Genomic DNA, 16,858 nt, shown 5'->3' on the forward strand with positions numbered 1-16,858 from the left:
GTCCGATGTCCGCTGACGGCGTGCCGGCACCCTCGTTGCTGGTCGAAGCGCAAGGCCTGGGCAAGCGCTACCCGAAGGTCTTCCAGCGGCGGGACCGCCTGCGGGCGCTCGGAGCCTTGCTGAGCGGCCGGGGCGACATCGATTCGATCCAGGTCCTGCACGACGTCGACCTGCGAGTGCAACGCGGCGAGTCGCTGGGCCTCATCGGCGAGAACGGTGCCGGCAAGTCGACCCTGTTGAAGCTGATCGCCGGCGTGCTGACACCCAGCAGCGGCGGCGTGACGGTGAACGGCAGGGTCGGTGCGCTGTTGGAGCTGGGTGCCGGCTTCCATCCGGAATACAGCGGCCGCGACAACATCGCGATGAGTGCGGTGCTCTACGGCCTGAGCGCGGCGGAGCTGCGCACCAAGCTCGACGAGATCGTCGCGTTCGCCGACATCGGCCGGTACATCGACGAGCCGGTCAAGCACTATTCGTCCGGCATGGTCGTACGGCTGGGCTTCGCCGTGGTGGCGGCCCTGCGTCCTGACTTGCTGATCACCGACGAAGTGCTCGCGGTCGGGGACGAGGCGTTCCAGAAGAAATGCGTGCGCTGGATCGAGGACTACCTGGCCGATGGCGGAACCTTGCTGCTGGTTTCGCACAGCATGTACCACGTGCAGAAGCTGTGCCGTCATGCGTGCTGGCTGCGCGACGGGACGGTCGCTGGCTATGGCGACGTGTTCGACGTCACCCAGGCCTATCTCGCCTACCAGGAAAGGAGAAGCGACCAGGCCGCTCGGCCCAAGACGGCCGACGCGTCGCAGGAGTTCGCGGTCGTGGGGGTGGACGTCAACGGCAGCGCGGACGAGCGCGCCCTGGTTCTCGACGGCGGGGCCGACCTGCGCGTGCGCGTGCGGGTCCGCTCCCGTGACGGGCGGCCGCCGATCGTCGCCTTCGGGCTGGTGCGTGCCGACGGCACGCCGGTCTACGGCGTCACCACCGAGATGGACGCCGTGACGCCGACGCGCGATGGCGACACGTACGTGGTCGCGGTCGATTTCTGCGCACTGCCGCTGCTGCCCGGCGGCTACAGCTTGCGGGTGCACTCGATGGACACCGAGGGCGTCCGCGCGTTCGATACGATCGAGCGCGCCATCACGATCCGCGGCAGCTCTCGCGAGTTCGGGATGGTGCGACTTTCCCACCGCTGGCACGACGTATCCGAGCATCCCGCCTCGCGGGTGCCGGGAGCTTGAGGTTGCCGACATGAGCGACAGTCCCGCCGCCCTGCCTTTCACGGGCGAACGCTTCACGCCCGAATGCGTGCGCGAGATCTGGTACGAGCACTGGCATCGCTACGCATTCGCACTCGACCTCGTGCGCGGCAAGCGGGTGCTCGATGCCGCCTGCGGCGAGGGTTACGGCTCGAACCTGCTGGCGGACGCGGCGGCGAGCGTCGTCGGCGTGGATCTCTCGGCGCAGGCGGTCGACCACGCCAGGAACCGCTACGGCAGCCGCACGAATCTCCAGTTCGTGCAGGCCGACGCCACCGCGCTGCCGTTCGAGGACGCGCGCTTCGATGTCGTGGTCTCGTTCGAGACCCTCGAGCACCTGCATGCGCAGGAACGGCTGATCGAGGGCTTCGCCCGCGTGCTGGCCGACGATGGCCTGCTGGTGATCTCCTCGCCGGACAAGCGCACCTACTCGGACGTGATGGGGTTCGACAACGAGTTCCATGTCCGTGAGCTGTACCGGGACGAGCTGCTCGACTTGCTGCGTCCTCACTTTCCGCAGCTGCGGCTCTATGGCCAGAAGCTGCTGTTCCAGTCGGCGCTCTGGTCGCTCGACGGCGCGGACGGCGACAGCCAGGCCTGGACGTCACCATCCGCGGGCCAGGCGCCGGTGCCGGGTCTCGGTTACGCCCCGGTGTACTACGTGGCCCTCTGCGGTCGCCGTGGCCTGCCGGCCCCGCTGCCGGCACTCTCGCTGTTCGGGGACGGCGAGGAATCGGTCTATGCGCACTACAACCACGAGGTGCGCAAGAACATGGCAGCGGGTGCCCGCATCGCGGAACTCGAGGCGGAGCTGGACCGCCTGCGCCAGGACGCCGGGCCGGCAGCACCGGAACCACTGCCGGCGCCGCGTGGCTGGCGCCGCTGGTTGCGCTGACGGGGTGTCGTTCGATTCCCGGTAGATCGCTGCGCACCGGCGCGTATCCGGGGCAGGGAAGAGCGGGACGCGGACGTCGGTCTACGTGCGAGCGGTGGCGCCGTCCCGGACCTGCGCGCGAGCGGCCGTCCGGGTGGGGCCGGCAGGCCGCCAGATGACTTCGTGCGACCGGACCGGACGGCCCGTCAGGCGCGCGCCGTGCCACTGGCGCGTCTCGGGCCGGGCAACCCGCGGGGGGGGGGGGACGACACGCCCTGGTCGTCGAGCCCAGATCGTCGAGTCCTAGTCGTCTAGGAACAGGTCGGTCAGCGGCGTCTGCGTCGGATCGACCGCGTACTGCGAGAACGCTTCGATGCCGCGGGCACGCAGGATTTCCTCGTCGATCAGGAATCGCCCGTTCAACTCCGCGCTGGGGGTGGTCAGCACCGCATGGGCGGCGTCGGCGACGATGTCCGGCCGGCGGCAGCGCTCGATCGGGATGCCGGGAATCATGTTCAGTGCGTCGGTCGCGATGATCGTGCGCGGCCAGAGTGCGTTGATCGCGATACCGCGATCCGCGAACTCGGCCGCCAGTCCCAGCGTGACGAGGCTCATGCCCATCTTCGCCAGCGTGTAGCCCGTATGCGGCGCCCACCAGCGCGGATCGAACGAGGGCGGAGGCGCCAGCGTGAGGATGTGCGGATTGGCGGACCGGAGCAGGTGCGGGAGCGCATGCTGGGCGCACAGGAAGCTGCCGCGCGCGTTGACCTGCTGCATCAGGTCGAAGCGCTTCATCGGCGTGTCCAGCGTGCCGCGCAGCCAGATCGCGCTGGCATTGTTGACCAGGATGTCGAGGCCCCCGAACGTGGCCACGGTGCGCTCGATCGCCGCCTGGACGTCTTCCTCCTCGCGGATGTCGACCTTCAGCGCGAGCGCCCGCCCGCCGGCCGCTTCCACCGCGGCGGCGGCGGTGTGGATGGTGCCGGGCAGCTTGGGATTGGCGACCTCGCTCTTGGCCGCGATCACGACGTTGGCGCCGTCGCGGGCGGCGCGGACCGCGATCGCGAGACCGATGCCGCGCGAGGCGCCGGTGATGAAGAGGGTCTTTCCGGCTAGCGATGCCATGGCTGTTCCTTGTGTTCGGGTAGCGGGAGCGGGTGGTATCCGGATATCGGGAAAGCGTACGCGCGGAGCTGCCGGTCCGGCGCAGCGGATGCGTACCGGTCCGGCTCCGGTCGGGACGGGGAGCGGTGCGTTTGCACGCCTTCCTGCGGCACCGGGGCCGGCCGCGCGCTATTCGCGCTGGAAGCGCGGCAGTGCATCGCGCAGCAGGGCGAGCCGTTGCAGCGGATCGACGATCTCCAGCAGGTGCTGGCGCTCGCCGGCGGCCAGCGGAAGCAGTTCGGCCATCCTGAAGCCCACCCAGCTGGCATCGTCGAAGCAGCTGCGGTCGGCATGCCGCGCGGGCAGGTTCATCTGCCCGAGCAGGCGGTCGAGAATGGTCGGCAGCAGGCCGAACTCGGCCGGCACGGCGATCGTGCGCTCCTCGTCCCAGGCCCGGATGTCGCCACGCACGAGGCCGTTGTCGCGGACGCGCGTGCGCTCGACGTGGAACCGGTTGCGCCCTTCGGCCGTGATGCCGAGCAGACCCTGGTCGAGGGTGTAGAAGTCGGTGATGTGGGCGATCGTTCCGATCGCTGCGGGGGTCGCAGGTTCGCCGACCTCGGCACCCTCGATGATCAGGCAGACGCCGAAGCCGCGACCCTCGCGGCTGCATTCGCGGACCAGGTCGAGGTAGCGAGGCTCGAAGATGCGCAGCCGCAGCGTGCCGCCGGGAAACAGGACATTCGACAACGGAAACAGCGGCAGGTCGGTGCAGTCGGCGGCGGCCATGACCACCGAGTCTAGCAAGCGGTCAGGACGGCAGGCGAGTCCGCACCGGGTGGCTACCCACGCAGGTGTGCGGCGAACCGCTGCGGAGCGCCTTCGAAGCCACCGTTGGACATGAAGACGACATGGTCGCCGGGACGTGCGGCACCGGCGAGCGCCGCCAGCAGGGCGTCGACACTGCCGACCGCCTCGCCGTGCCCGGCCAGGGCGCCGATGACGCGCTGTGCATCCCACGGCAATTCGGGGCGTTGCAGGAAGACCACGTGGTCGGCCTTGCGCAGTGAGGGCGCCAGTTCGTCCGCATGTGCACCCAGGCGCATCGAGTTCGAGCGCGGCTCGAGCGCGACCAGGATGCGGGCCGCGCCGACACGGGCACGCAAGCCGTCCAGCGTCGTGGCGATCGCGGTGGGATGGTGGGCGAAGTCGTCGTAGACGGCGATGTCCTGCGCGGCGTCGATGCGCTCCAGGCGCCGCTTGACGCTGGCGAAGCCGGCGAGCGCGGGCAGGACGGCGGCGGCCGATGCGCCGGCTGCGTGGGCCGCGGCGATCGCCGCCAGTGCGTTCATGACGTTGTGGCGGCCCAGCAACGGCCAGCGGGCCTCACCGAGAAGGTGGCCGCGGTAAGAGACGCGGAAGGCCGACCCGTCCGCCTCGATCAGCTCGGCCCGCCAGTCGCCGGCGTCGATGCCGAACGTCTCGACCGCGGACCAGCATCCCATCTGCAGCACCTGCGCCAGGCGGGGATCCTCCGCGTTGACGATCAGGCGTCCGTTGCCGGGGACGATGCGAACCAGATGGTGGAACTGGCGCTGGATCGCGGCCACATCCGGGAAGATGTCGGCGTGGTCGAATTCCAGGTTGTTGAGGATCGCGATCGACGGCCGGTAGTGCACGAACTTCGACCGCTTGTCGAAGAAGGCGGTGTCGTACTCGTCCGCTTCGATGACGAAGTGCGGGCCGTCGCCGAGCCGTGCGGAGCGCTCGAAATTGCCCGGCACGCCGCCGATCAGGAAGCCCGGCGCGAGCCCTTGCGACTGCAGCAGCCAGGCCAGCAGCGAGGTGGTCGTGGTCTTGCCGTGCGTGCCGGCCACGGCCAGCACCTGCCGCTGGGCCAGCACCTGTTCGCCCAGCCATTGCGGGCCGGACTGGTAGGGCAGGCGAGCATCGAGCAGGTGCTCGATCGCCGGGTTGCCGCGGGACAGGGCGTTTCCGACGAGCACCAGGTCCGGTGGCGGGGTCAGGTGAGCGGCGTCGTAGCCGGACCGGAGCGTGATGCCGAGCTCTTCGAGCTGGGTGCTCATCGGCGGGTAGACGTTCGCGTCGGACCCTTCGACCGTGTGCCCCAGCTCACGGGCCAGGGCGGCCACGCCGCCCATGAAGGTGCCGCAGATGCCGAGGATGTGCAGTTTCATGGGCCAGGAGCCTCGAGAACCATCGGCGCGGCCGTGCCGGACCGGCCGACAGCGGATGCCGTCAGCGGGGCAGCGCGGCCAGGATGCGGTCGAACACGTCGTCCAGCTCGCCGACACCGTCGACGACGACCAGCTTGCCGGTACCGGCGAAATAGTCGGCCACCGGGGCGGTCTGGTCGGCGTACACGCGCAGGCGTTCGCGCACCGTCTCGGGCTTGTCGTCGGCGCGGCCCTCGGCCGCGTAGCGGATCTCGCAGCGGCCGATGATCGTCTCGTTCGGCACGTCGAGCTTTACGGCGATGTCCAGCGGCTGGCCGATGCGGGCGAGCAGCGCTTCCAGCGCCTGGCACTGGGCGACGTTGCGGGGGTAGCCGTCGAGGATGAAGCCGGCGGCGGCATCGGGCTGTGCCAGCCGCTCCTCGAGCATGCCGAGGACGATGTCGTCCGACACGAGTTGCCCGGATTCCATCACCGCCTTGGCCTTGAGGCCAAGCGGCGTACCCGCCCGTACCGCGGCGCGCAGCAGGTCGCCGGTCGAGATGTGCGGGATCCCGAGCGCGGTCTTGAGTCTGGCCGCCTGGGTTCCCTTGCCCGAACCGGGCGCGCCGAGCAGGACGAGTCGCATAGAGTATTCCGTTGGATGTGGGCGGCTGGACGGGGGCGGTGCGATCCCGACACGTCGCGATCCGCTAGACTGCCCCGGCAACGAGACAGACCCTCAAACGAGCGCGGGCTACGCTAACGGCTGCACCCGGGAGTGTCAAACGCGCCGAGGGCATCGGAGGAGCGATGAATCGCGGGAACTTGCTGTATGCGCAATCGGGCGGTGTGACCGCGGTCATCAACGCGACCGCCGGTGCCGTCATCGAGGCAGCGCGGCGACGGCAGGTCAAGGTACTGGCGGCGCGCAACGGCATCGTCGGCGTGCTGCGGGAAGACCTGATCGATACGTCCAGGGAAACGTCCGCGGCCATTGCGGCATTACGCCACACGCCCGGCGGCGCGTTCGGGTCGTGCCGGTTCAAGCTCGGTGCGATCGACCGGGACCGTGCTCGGTACGAGCGGCTGATCGACGTGCTGCGCGCGCACGACATCCGCTACTTCCTCTACAACGGTGGCAACGATTCGGCCGATACGTCGTTGAAGATCGCCCAGGTCGCCGAGGCGCTGGGCTATCCGGTCAAGGTGATCGGCGTGCCCAAGACCGTCGACAACGACCTGGCACTCACCGACTGCTGCCCGGGATTCGGGTCGGTGGCCAAGTACACGGCCGTCTCGGTGCTCGAGGCCAGCCTGGACGTCGCCTCGATGGCCGAGTCCTCGACCAAGGTCTTCGTGATGGAGGTGATGGGCCGTCACGCCGGCTGGATCGCGGCTGCGTCCGGCCTGGCCGGGAACGGTCCCGACGAGCCGCCGCACATCATCCTGTTCCCCGAGGTGCCGTTCGACGAGGCGGCGTTCCTCGCCCGCGTGCAGGCGACGGTCGAGCGGGTCGGCTGGTGTACCGTCGTCGTATCCGAAGGCGTGCGGACGCCGGACGGGCGTTTCCTGTCCGAGGCCGGCGGGCGCGACGCCTTCGGCCACGCCCAGTTGGGCGGCGTGGCGCCGCTGCTGGCCCAGCGGATCAAGGACAGGCTTGGCCTGAAGTACCACTGGGCGCAGCCGGACTACCTGCAGCGCTCGGCACGGCACCTGGCCTCCAGGACCGATCTTGCGCATGCCATCGCGGTCGGCAAGGCCGCGGTCGCCTATGCCCTGGCGGGGCGCCACGCGGTGATGCCCGCCATCGTCCGGACCTCCGATGCGCCGTATCGCTGGAAGATCGAGCCGGTGCCGCTGGCAAAGGTCGCCAACACGGAAAAGGTCCTGCCGAAGGGCTTCATCCGCCGTGACGGCTATGGCATCACCGAGCGGGCGCGCCGCTACCTCTCGCCGCTGATCCGCGGCGAGGATCCGCCACCGACCGGCAAGGACGGGCTGCCACGCTATGTGAAGCTGAAGAACCTGCCGGTGGCCCGCAAATTGCCGCCGTTCGAGCCGGCCGACTGAGGCCGATGCGGGTAGTGGCCACCGCGGTGCGCGCCGTGACGGCGGCGGTGCTGATCGGCGTCAGCACCTTGGTGCACGCCCTGCCGTTGTTCGTCCTGGCGATGCTGAAGGTGCTCGTGCCGGTGGCCGCCTTCCGGCGGCGCCTGTCGCGGGCGCTGGTGGTGTTGGCCGAGAGCTGGATCGGATTCAACAGCGGGCTGATGGCCCGCCTGGGCCGCACGCAGGTGCGCGTCAGCGGCATGGAAGGACTCCGCTACGACGAGTGGTATCTGGTGGTCTGCAACCATCAGAGCTGGGTCGACATCCCGGTTTTGCAGCGCGTCTTCAACCGGCGCATCCCGTTCCTGCGCTTCTTCCTGAAAAGCCAGCTGATCTGGGTGCCGGTGCTGGGCCTGGCCTGGTGGGCGCTCGATTTTCCGTTCATGAAGCGCTACTCGCGCAACACGCTGGCCCGGCATCCGGAGCTGCGCGGCAAGGACCTCGAGGCGACCCGGCGCGCCTGTGCCAAGTACCGCGACATGCCGGTGTCGGTCATGAACTTCGTCGAGGGCACGCGTTTGACCGCCGACAAGCACGCGCAGCAGCGCTCGCCGTATCGGCACCTGCTGCAGCCACGCGCCGGCGGCGTCGCCTTCGTGCTGGAGGCGATGGGCGACCTGCTCGACGCGGTGGTCGACGTCACGCTGGTCTACCCGCAAGGCCGGCCGACCGTCCTGGACCTGCTCTGCGGCCGCGTGCGCGAGGTGCGCGTCCAGGTGCGCCGGCTGCCGGTCCCGCTCGCCTTGTTGCAGGGTGGCTACGACGACGCGGCCGCGCGGGCACGCTTCCAGGACTGGATCAACCGGCTGTGGCGCGAGAAGGACGCGACGATCGCCGGCAGCCTGTCTTGATGCGCGGACCGGTGGCGTCCGCGATTCCGGGCCCGGCCAACCGTCCGCCCGCTTCAGGTCTTGCCTGCGCGCCGCTTGCGCCGCTGGCGGCGCTGGGCCAGCAGCAGCGCGTCGTCGGCGATGGCCGCACCGGTCTTGCCGTGCATGCGATTGGCCTGCAGCAGCGGCGGGCATTCGCGCACCAGTGTCTCGACCACGGCGCGCTGCAGGCTGGTCGGATGGGGCTGGGTGTGGAACTGCAGCAGGACGGGGACCTCGAACGGCCGGTAGCCGGCGACCGCGCGCACCTCGTGCTCGGGCCGGATCAGGTGCACCGGTACCACGGCGCGGCCGATGCCCTGCGAGACCGCATCGATCAGCCCGTAGATGTCGTCGAAGTATGCGCGCAGCATGCGCGGCACGGTCGCGCCGGTCTGGCTCAGGAAGAAGCGCTCGGTGAAGTTGTCGCGCGGCTCGTGGTCGATGTAGCAGTCGGGCCGGGTGGCATGGCGGACCGACTCGATCAGCACGTTGCGCTCGATCCCGATCTGCACGTTCTCGATGCCCATGCGCTCGCACTCGGACAGCGACAGGCAGAAGTCGACGCGTCCGTCGATCAGCATGTCGTGGATCTGGTGCACCTCGCCCTTGATCGTCTGGCAGGTCAGGCGCGGGTTGGCGCGCAGCAGGACCGCCAGCGCCGGCAGCGCCACCGACCGCAGCGACGAGGAGAACGCGACCAGACGGAAGAAGCCGGCCAGGTTGCCGTCCTCGCTCTTGCCGCCGATCAGGTTGTCGATGAGGTCCTGTTCCTGCAACGCGATGCTGGCGGCATAGCGCTGCAGCACGCGGCCCGACTCGGTCAGCTCCAGGCCCTCGCGCAGGCGCAGGAACAGGATCTGGCCGACGGTCTCCTCGAGGTTCTGGATGCGCTTGGTCAGCGCCGGCTGGCTGATGTGCAGCAGCTCCGCGGCCCGCCCGAACTTCAGCTCGCGTGCCAGCACGACGAACGATTCGAGCTGTGCCGATGAGAGCCGGGTGGTCATTGCAGGCGACTCCGGTGCCGTTTCCGAACTATAGCCACACTGTACGCCGATGGCGCAGCGGCGAGCGGGTCGCCCGCGCGCGCCGCAGCGCGGGCAGGCGTTGCAACGGCCCGCCGGATCGTCAACGATGCGGGCCTTTCCGGAACAGGCCATGTCCATGAGCAGCCCGCCTTCGCAACCCGCCGCCGGCCCGGCCGGTACGGCGCCCGCCGGCGACGCGCCGGCCGCCGTCCTCGCCAGCGTGCACACCACCAACCTGCCGGACCTGCTGCGCCAGTTGCAGGGCTGCCTGATCGTCAGCACCTACCAGGCCGGCAAGCTGGTGATCCTGCGACCCGACGGTGCTGCGATCAATACGCATTTCCGCACCTTCGATCGCCCGATGGGCATGGCCGCCGACGGCGAGCGCATCGCGCTCGGCACGCGGGTGGAGATCGTCGAGTTCCGCAACATGCCGGCGGTGGCCTCCCGGTTGAACGACCCGCCGCGGCACGACGCGGTCTACCTGGCGCGGCGCGGCCATGTCACCGGCGCCATCGACATCCACGAGATGGCCTGGGATCGCAACGGCGACCTGTGGTTCGTCAACACGCTGTTCTCGTGCCTGTGCACCCTCGACGACAAGTCCAGTTTCGTGCCGCGCTGGCGTCCTTCGTTCGTCAGCCACCTGGCGCCGGAGGACCGCTGCCACCTGAACGGGCTCGGGATGCGGGATGGCCGGCCGCGCTACCTGACGGCGCTGGGCGAAACCAACACGCCGCAGGGCTGGCGTGCCAACAAGCGCGACGGCGGCCTCCTGCTCGACATGCAGTCCAACCAGGTGATCGCGCGCGGCCTGTCGATGCCGCATTCGCCGCGCTGGTACGACGACCGGTTGTGGGTGCTCGAGTCCGGCCGCGGCGCCCTGGTCACGATCGACCCGAAGACCGGTGCCAAGACCGACGTCGCCCGCGTCCCCGGCTTCGCGCGCGGACTGGATTTCCTCGGCCCGGTGGCGTTCATCGGCCTGTCGCAGCTGCGCGAGACCAACGCGTTCACCGACATCCCGATCACCGAGGACAACGTCGACCGGTTGTCGGGCGTGTGGGCGGTGCACATCGGCACCGGCAAGACCGTCGGCCTCCTGAAGTTCACCGGCGGCGTGCAGGAGATCTTCGCCGTGCAGGCCTTGCCGGGTATCGGGTTCCCGGAGGTCATCCACGAGGGCGAGTATCTCGAGACCGCCTATGCCTTGCCCGACGATGCCCTGCGGGACGTCAGGTTCTCGCCGCCGCCGGCACCGGCGGCATAGCCGCAGGTTATCGAACGATTCCTGCGGGCGATCGCGATAACCGGCGGCTATCGGCGCGTCAGGAAGTTTGATTGGACGGCGCTCGCGCCCTCGGCAACGATACGGGCGGGTATTGCGGGCGGGAGACGGCCATGCCGGAGGTTTCGGTTGTCGCACAGCACATCGGCCGTTTCGGCACCGGATCGCAGGCCGGGACCGTGCATGTCCTCGGGCCGGTCCTGGGCTATGGGCACTACCTGCCGCTGCTGCGGCGCTGGCTGTGCGACCGGTTGCCGCCGGACCGGCAAGCCGCCGGCCGCGTCGCCGAGATGGCCTGCCGCCTGCTGGCCGATCCACTGCACGGTCGCGATCCGTCTCGTCGCGGCGTGAACCCGCTGGTCGCCCTGCGCGACCTCGCGCTGGCCGAGCTGTCGGTCGCGCCGTCGGCAGAGGCGCAGGCGCGTCGCCCAGCCGCCCCGGTGTCGGCGCGGGTGGAGCAACTGGTCGGCCGCGACCAGGTACACGCCTACGAGCAGGCGCTGGCGAAGCTGCCGCGGACCGAGCGCGAAGTCCTGGTGCTGCGCATCGAGTTCGCGATGGAGTACCTGCAGATCGCCGACGAGACCGGCCTGAGCGAGGCGCGGGTGCGCGAGGTGGCCGTCAACGGTCTTGCGGCACTCGTGCTCGTGCTGGCGGCGCGCCGGGGCGCCGTGCCGCACTAGGGCGTGTCATCAATCCCCCGGCAGGTCGCGTTGGCCCTGGAAAGTCGTCAGGGGGTGTTGTGTGGCGCCGCGCCTGACTGGCCGTCAGGTCAAGCCGCGCAACGCACGCTGGCGGCTTTCCAGGGCCAACCCGTAGGGCCGCTCTTGCGTACGCCCGGGACTGCGTCATCGCTCGGGCGTGGACCCACGTCCACTTCCTCCCTCTTCCTTGGCCCGGACGCACGCAAGAACGGCGCGGCCTACCGAGGGATTGATGACACGCCCTAGCACGCGGTCGAGAAGGGGCTGTCCTGCCCGTTCTCGATGCACACGGTCGCGGCAACGCCGCGTCGCCGGTCCCGCGGCTCAACGGCCTGAGCGGGCGACCCCTCCCCGGATCGCGCCAGCGGCCGTAGCCTGGGCGTCAATTCCCCGACGGGGCGATCGGCTACACTACGCCGATCATGATTGCCTTCCGAAACTTCGCCTTGCGGCGTGGCGAACGCCTGCTGCTGTCCGATATCGACCTCGCCCTGCACGCCGGCGCGCGCGTCGGCGTGGTCGGCCGCAACGGCTGCGGCAAGTCCAGCCTGTTCGCGGCCATCATGGGCGAGGTGGAGCCGGACCGGGGCGACCTGGACCTGCCCGGGCGCCTGCGCATCGCCAGCGTCGCGCAGGAGACCCCCTCGCTGCCCGATCCGGCGATCGACTTCGTGCTGTCAGGCGATACCGAGGTGCACGCCGTATTGCGCGCCGAGGCGGCAGCGATGGCGGCGGAGGACTGGGATGCGGTCGCCGCGGCCCACCAGACGCTGGCCGAGATCAACGGCTACGATGCCACCGCGCGCGCCGGACGGCTGCTGCACGGCCTGGGCTTCGCGGCCGATACCCACGAGCGGCCGGTATCGGACTTTTCCGGCGGCTGGCGCGTGCGGCTCAATCTCGCCCGCGCGCTGATGATGCCGAGCGACCTGCTGCTGCTCGACGAGCCGACCAATCACCTGGACCTCGACGCGGTGTTGTGGCTGGAGCAGTGGCTGCTCAAGTACCCGGGCACGCTGCTGATGATCTCGCACGATCGCGAGTTCCTCGACGGGCTGTGCACGCATACGCTGCACCTGCACGAGGGCCGGGCCAAGCTCTACACCGGTGACTACACCAGCTTCGAGCGCCAGCGCGCCGAGCACCTGCGCCTGCAGCAGATCGCGTTCGAGAAGGAGCAGGCCGAGCGCGCGCACCTGCAGGCGTTCATCGACCGCTTCAAGGCCAAGGCCAGCAAGGCCAAGCAGGCGCAGTCACGCGTCAAGCGCCTGGCCAAGCTGACCGGCACCGAGGCGGTGCGCGCCGAGCGACAGATCCGGATCGGCTTTGCCGAGCCGGTCAAGCTGCCGCACTCGCTGCTGCGCCTGAACCATGTCGACGCCGGCTACGGCGACCTGCGCGTGCTGGGTGACGTCCGCTTCGGCCTGGAGGCCGGCGACCGCATCGGCTTGCTCGGGCCCAACGGCGCAGGCAAGTCGACCCTGGTCAAGACCCTGGTCGGCGAGCTGCCGCTGCTGGCCGGAGAGCGCACCGCGCATCCGGACCTGCAACTGGGCTATTTCGCCCAGCACACGGTCGAGTCGCTGCACGAGGGGCAAAGCCCGATCGATCACCTGCGGGAGATCGCGCCGGGCACCGCCACGCAGGAGTTCCGCGACTACCTGGGCCGCTGGAACTTCGCCGGCAACCGCGCCTTCGAGCTGGTCGACGGCTTCTCCGGCGGCGAGCGCGCGCGTCTGGCGCTGGCGCTGATCGCCTGGCGCAAGCCGAACGTGCTCCTGCTCGACGAGCCGACCAACCACCTGGATCTGGAGATGCGCGAGGCACTGGCCGAAGCGCTCAGCGACTTCGGCGGCGCGATCGTGCTGGTCTCGCACGACCGCCACCTCACCGGCCTGGTCTGCGAGACGTTCTGGCGTGTGGCCGACGGCCACGTGGACGCTTTCGACGGCGACCTCGACGAGTACGCCGCCTGGCTGCGCGCGCGCGGAACCCGGTCCGGCGACCGCGCCGAAGCGGCGGCCTCGATCGCCGCCTAGGCGCCGTCCGGTCGCGTCGCCAGGCCACCGGTGCCCGCGCCGGCGCGCCGGCCGGCCGCCGAATGCAGGAACGGCCGCTCGGTCAGCCGGTAGGACAGCCACGCGACGGCGATCACGACCGGGACCAGCCAGAGCGCCAGCCGGGCCAGCCCGGCCGCCGGCGGCCACTGGCTGAAGCCGGTGCGATAGGCGACGACGAAGACGATGCCGTGCCACAGGTACAGGCTGTAGCTGATGCGGCCCAGGAAGGCCAGCAGGCGCCCTTCGAACAGGAATCCCGCCAGCCGACCGCCGGCGGCCGCGCCGTAGACGATCAGTGCCATCGGAATGCCGATCAGCGTCCAGTGGAAGAACATCCACGGCACGTCGGCAGTGTCGAGCACGTTGCCGCGCCGGCCCAGCTCGGCGACCAGCAGGGCCAGGCCGGCCAGGCCGGCCACCAGGGCCGCGGCCGGCCATGCCGAGCGGCCGGCCGGACGCCGCAGGTGCGCCCAGGCGGCCAGCACGCCGAACAGGAACTGGTCCAGGCGCGCCGGCAGGTGCATCACAGTCGTCCACCAGATCAGGTCCGACGGCTGCCCGCTGAAGAGGCGGTCGTAGGCGAGCAGGCGGAAGGAGACCACCCAGACCATCACCAGCGTGACGACCAGCCAGGCGCGCGCATGGAACAGCAGCCAGGCCAGCAGCGGCAGCAGCAGGTAGAAATGCCATTCCACGGGCAGGCTCCACCACACGCCGTTCAGCAGCGGCCCGATGTCCGGGTACAGCAGGAACTCCATGCTCAGGTAGGCCAGCAGCTGCTTGGCGTCGATCGGCCAGGCGCCGCTGACCAGGTAGCCGCCGACGGTCAGGATCAGCAGCTGCGCGTAGAACGGCGGCAGCACGCGCAGGCAGCGTCGCTTGAAGAAGACGATCAGGTCCGGAAACGGCCGGCGTCCGTCGATCCAGGCCAGGAACGGCAGGCCGAGCAGGAAGCCCGACAGCACGAAGAACAGGTCCACCCCCAGCATGCCGCACGAGAACAGCGCGGTCAGGTCGACGCCGAGCACGACGACGGGGGGCGCCACCGCCAGCAGCCACAGATGCAGCAGCATGACCCAGATCGCGGCCAGTCCGCGCAGTCCGGTCAGCGCCGGGTAGTAGTCGGTAGGTGCGGTCACCGCGGAGCATCCCATGATGCGGCGCCGGCACAGCGGGCCGGTCCGGCCGGCCAGTGTAGGGCCAATCGGCGGCGCCGGCGTGCTCGCTGCAGGGCGGCATGGCTGCTTCGGCGTCAGCGGCTATACTGGTCGGCGTTGTCCAGCGGCCGCCAAGAGCCACCTGCACGTCCACGAAACGCACCGGGGAGGAAAGCTACATGGCTTTACTGCAGCAACACGGCATCCTGTTTTCGCTGATCTGCGCTTTGATCGCGCTCGTCTACGGCGTCTGGTCGATACGCTGGATCCTGGCCAAGCCGGCCGGCAACGAGCGCATGCAGGAGATCGCCAAGGCGATCCAGCTCGGCGCTCGCGCCTATCTCAACCGCCAGTACTCGACCATCGGCGTCGTCGGCGCGCTGCTGTTCCTGGCGATCGGCATCGCGCTGGACTGGCCCACGGCGGTCGGCTTCGCCATCGGCGCGGTGCTGTCGGGCCTGGCCGGCTACATCGGCATGAACGTCTCGGTACGCGCCAACGTCCGCACCACCGAAGCGGCCCGGCACGGCGTCAATGCGGCGCTCGCGGTCGCGTTCCGCGGCGGCGCGATCACCGGCATGCTGGTAGTGGGCCTGGGCCTGCTCGGTGTCGCCGGCTACTACGTCACGCTGGCCCGCCTGGGCTATTCGATGAACGATGCGCTGCACGCGCTGGTCGGCCTCGCGTTCGGCTCCTCGCTGATCTCGATCTTCGCGCGTCTGGGCGGCGGCATCTTCACGAAGGGTGCCGACGTCGGCGCCGACCTGGTCGGCAAGGTCGAGGCGGGCATTCCCGAGGACGATCCGCGCAACCCGGCGGTGATCGCCGACAACGTCGGCGACAACGTCGGCGACTGCGCCGGCATGGCCGCGGATCTCTTCGAGACCTATGCGGTGACGCTGATCGCGACGATGCTGCTCGGCGGCGTCATGGCGGCCGATGCCGGTCCCTACGGCGCCCTGTACCCGCTGGTGCTCGGCGGCGTCTCGATCATCGCCTCGATCATCGGCACCTGGTTCGTCAAGGCGAGCCCGGGCGGCAAGATCATGAACGCGCTCTACAAGGGCGTGATCGTCTCCGGCGTGCTGGCGCTGCTGGCCTTCATCCCGGTCACGCAGGCGCTGATGGCCGACAGCATCTACGGCGTCTGGAACATGTTCGGCTGCGCGGTCATCGGCATCGTCCTCACCGGCGCGATGGTGGTCATCACCGAGTACTACACCGCGACCGAGTACAAGCCGGTCCGCCACGTCGCCCAGGCGTCCACCACCGGGCACGCCACCAACATCATCGCCGGCATCGGCATCTCGATGAAGTCGACCGCCTGGCCGGTGCTCGCCGTCTGCGCAGCGATCTGGGGTGCCTACCACCTCGGCGGCCTGTACGGCATCGCCGTGGCCGCCACCGCGATGCTGTCGATGACCGGCATGATCGTCGCGCTCGACGCCTACGGCCCGATCACCGACAACGCCGGCGGCATCGCCGAGATGGCCGAGCTGCCGCCGGAAGTCCGCGCCGTGACCGATCCGCTCGACGCGGTCGGCAACACCACCAAGGCCGTGACCAAGGGCTATGCGATCGGCTCGGCGGGCCTGGCCGCCCTGGTGCTGTTCGCCGACTACACGCACAAGCTCGGCGTGGAGCATCCCGACACGATCTTCACGTTCGACATCTCCGACCACATGGTGATCATCGGCCTCCTGATCGGCGGCCTGATCCCGTACCTGTTCGGCGCGATGGCGATGGAGGCGGTCGGACGCGCCGCCGGCTCGGTCGTCGAGGAAGTCCGCCGGCAGTTCCGCGAGATCAGCGGCATCATGGAAGGCACGACCAAGCCCGACTATTCGCGCGCGGTCGACCTGCTGACCAAGTCGGCGATCAAGGAAATGATGATCCCGTCGCTGCTGCCGGTGCTGGTGCCGATCCTGGTCGGCTTCCTGCTCGGACCCAAGGCGCTCGGTGGCCTGCTGATCGGCACCATCGTCACCGGCCTGTTCGTCGCGATCTCGATGACGACCGGCGGCGGCGCCTGGGACAACGCCAAGAAGTACATCGAGGACGGCCATCACGGCGGCAAGGGATCCGAGGCCCACAAGGCGGCCGTCACCGGCGACACGGTCGGCGATCCGTACAAGGACACGGCCGGTCCGGCGGTCAATCCGCTGATCAAGATCATCAACATCGTCGCCTTGTTGCTGGTTCCCCTGCTGTAGCCGCCTGCGGTTGCGCACA

At 69.7% G+C, this 16,858-nt stretch carries 13 protein-coding genes and 1 pseudogene; 8 read left to right on the forward strand and 6 right to left on the reverse strand.

Annotated elements, in window-relative coordinates; all coding sequences use genetic code 11:
• The first annotated feature begins 5 nt into the window (after window positions 1–5).
• Together I596_RS03570 and I596_RS03575 are read left to right on the forward strand one after the other, a co-directional pair.
• Window positions 6–1,238, forward strand: coding sequence for an ABC transporter ATP-binding protein (locus I596_RS03570; RefSeq protein WP_067644303.1), 1,233 nt, complete (start codon window positions 6–8; stop codon window positions 1,236–1,238).
• 10 nt (window positions 1,239–1,248) lie between these two features.
• Window positions 1,249–2,151, forward strand: coding sequence for a class I SAM-dependent methyltransferase (locus tag I596_RS03575; RefSeq protein WP_067644306.1), 903 nt, complete (start codon window positions 1,249–1,251; stop codon window positions 2,149–2,151).
• 282 nt (window positions 2,152–2,433) lie between these two features.
• Here the strand turns inward: I596_RS03575 and I596_RS03580 are convergent, their stop codons facing one another.
• The 4 genes from I596_RS03580 to I596_RS03595 form a co-directional block, all read right to left on the reverse strand.
• Complete coding sequence (locus I596_RS03580) at window positions 2,434–3,255, reverse strand: SDR family oxidoreductase (RefSeq protein WP_067644309.1); 822 nt, start codon at window positions 3,253–3,255, stop codon at window positions 2,434–2,436.
• Window positions 3,256–3,423: 168 nt separating this feature from the next.
• Window positions 3,424–4,023, reverse strand: a complete 600-nt coding sequence (locus tag I596_RS03585; RefSeq protein WP_067644312.1) for an LON peptidase substrate-binding domain-containing protein — start codon at window positions 4,021–4,023, stop codon at window positions 3,424–3,426.
• Between the two features lie 53 nt (window positions 4,024–4,076).
• Window positions 4,077–5,432 carry a UDP-N-acetylmuramate:L-alanyl-gamma-D-glutamyl-meso-diaminopimelate ligase gene (gene mpl, locus I596_RS03590; RefSeq protein ID WP_067644314.1) on the reverse strand — a complete coding sequence of 452 codons (1,356 nt, stop codon included), beginning with the start codon at window positions 5,430–5,432 and terminating at the stop codon, window positions 4,077–4,079.
• A 61-nt stretch (window positions 5,433–5,493) separates the two neighbouring features.
• Window positions 5,494–6,057: an adenylate kinase gene (locus I596_RS03595; RefSeq protein WP_067644315.1), complete on the reverse strand. Its 564-nt coding sequence runs from the start codon at window positions 6,055–6,057 to the stop codon at window positions 5,494–5,496.
• Window positions 6,058–6,221: 164 nt separating this feature from the next.
• On the opposite strand from I596_RS03595, the gene I596_RS03600 reads away from it, so the two are divergent.
• Both I596_RS03600 and I596_RS03605 read left to right on the forward strand, forming a co-directional pair.
• Complete coding sequence (locus tag I596_RS03600; RefSeq protein WP_067644317.1) at window positions 6,222–7,481, forward strand: 6-phosphofructokinase; 1,260 nt, start codon at window positions 6,222–6,224, stop codon at window positions 7,479–7,481.
• Window positions 7,482–7,486: 5 nt separating this feature from the next.
• Entirely contained in the window at window positions 7,487–8,371 is an 885-nt protein-coding gene (locus tag I596_RS03605) for an acyltransferase (RefSeq protein WP_067644319.1), read from the forward strand.
• A gap of 53 nt (window positions 8,372–8,424) precedes the next feature.
• Here I596_RS03605 and I596_RS03610 read toward each other — a convergent pair whose 3' ends face one another.
• Window positions 8,425–9,396: a LysR family transcriptional regulator gene (locus tag I596_RS03610; protein WP_067644321.1), complete on the reverse strand. Its 972-nt coding sequence runs from the start codon at window positions 9,394–9,396 to the stop codon at window positions 8,425–8,427.
• 151 nt (window positions 9,397–9,547) lie between these two features.
• Between I596_RS03610 and I596_RS03615 the strand changes: the two genes are divergently transcribed.
• The 3 genes and pseudogenes from I596_RS03615 to I596_RS03625 all read left to right on the forward strand — a co-directional run.
• On the forward strand, window positions 9,548–10,687 hold the full coding sequence (locus I596_RS03615) for a TIGR03032 family protein (protein ID WP_067644324.1): 1,140 nt from the start codon (window positions 9,548–9,550) through the stop codon (window positions 10,685–10,687).
• A gap of 131 nt (window positions 10,688–10,818) precedes the next feature.
• A complete protein-coding gene (locus I596_RS03620) occupies window positions 10,819–11,388 on the forward strand; it encodes a sigma factor-like helix-turn-helix DNA-binding protein (protein WP_067644327.1) in 570 nt (189 codons plus the stop codon).
• 443 nt (window positions 11,389–11,831) lie between these two features.
• Window positions 11,832–13,421: pseudogene (locus I596_RS03625) on the forward strand (ABC-F family ATP-binding cassette domain-containing protein); the annotation flags it as partial.
• 23 nt (window positions 13,422–13,444) lie between these two features.
• Here the strand turns inward: I596_RS03625 and I596_RS03630 are convergent.
• A complete protein-coding gene (locus I596_RS03630) occupies window positions 13,445–14,608 on the reverse strand; it encodes an acyltransferase family protein (RefSeq protein ID WP_067644330.1) in 1,164 nt (387 codons plus the stop codon).
• Window positions 14,609–14,805: 197 nt separating this feature from the next.
• Between I596_RS03630 and I596_RS03635 the strand changes: the two genes are divergently transcribed.
• Window positions 14,806–16,839 (forward strand): sodium-translocating pyrophosphatase, encoded by a 2,034-nt coding sequence (locus tag I596_RS03635; RefSeq protein WP_067644332.1) that lies wholly within the window; start codon window positions 14,806–14,808, stop codon window positions 16,837–16,839.
• Window positions 16,840–16,858: the final 19 nt, after the last annotated feature.

The organism is Dokdonella koreensis DS-123 (assembly GCF_001632775.1).
Lineage (GTDB): Bacteria > Pseudomonadota > Gammaproteobacteria > Xanthomonadales > Rhodanobacteraceae > Dokdonella > Dokdonella koreensis.

Bases quoted from the DNA above. Each gene is read 5' to 3' on its own strand.
- I596_RS03570 (WP_067644303.1), top strand. From the start codon at position 6: ATGTCCGCTGACGGCGTGCCGGCACCCTCGTTGCTGGTCGAAGCGCAA.
- I596_RS03575 (WP_067644306.1), top strand. From the start codon at position 1,249: ATGAGCGACAGTCCCGCCGCCCTGCCTTTCACGGGCGAACGCTTCACG.
- I596_RS03580 (WP_067644309.1), bottom strand. From the start codon at position 3,255: ATGGCATCGCTAGCCGGAAAGACCCTCTTCATCACCGGCGCCTCGCGC.
- I596_RS03585 (WP_067644312.1), bottom strand. From the start codon at position 4,023: ATGGCCGCCGCCGACTGCACCGACCTGCCGCTGTTTCCGTTGTCGAAT.
- mpl (WP_067644314.1), bottom strand. From the start codon at position 5,432: ATGAAACTGCACATCCTCGGCATCTGCGGCACCTTCATGGGCGGCGTG.
- I596_RS03595 (WP_067644315.1), bottom strand. From the start codon at position 6,057: ATGCGACTCGTCCTGCTCGGCGCGCCCGGTTCGGGCAAGGGAACCCAG.
- I596_RS03600 (WP_067644317.1), top strand. From the start codon at position 6,222: ATGAATCGCGGGAACTTGCTGTATGCGCAATCGGGCGGTGTGACCGCG.
- I596_RS03605 (WP_067644319.1), top strand. From the start codon at position 7,487: ATGCGGGTAGTGGCCACCGCGGTGCGCGCCGTGACGGCGGCGGTGCTG.
- I596_RS03610 (WP_067644321.1), bottom strand. From the start codon at position 9,396: ATGACCACCCGGCTCTCATCGGCACAGCTCGAATCGTTCGTCGTGCTG.
- I596_RS03615 (WP_067644324.1), top strand. From the start codon at position 9,548: ATGTCCATGAGCAGCCCGCCTTCGCAACCCGCCGCCGGCCCGGCCGGT.
- I596_RS03620 (WP_067644327.1), top strand. From the start codon at position 10,819: ATGCCGGAGGTTTCGGTTGTCGCACAGCACATCGGCCGTTTCGGCACC.
- I596_RS03635 (WP_067644332.1), top strand. From the start codon at position 14,806: ATGGCTTTACTGCAGCAACACGGCATCCTGTTTTCGCTGATCTGCGCT.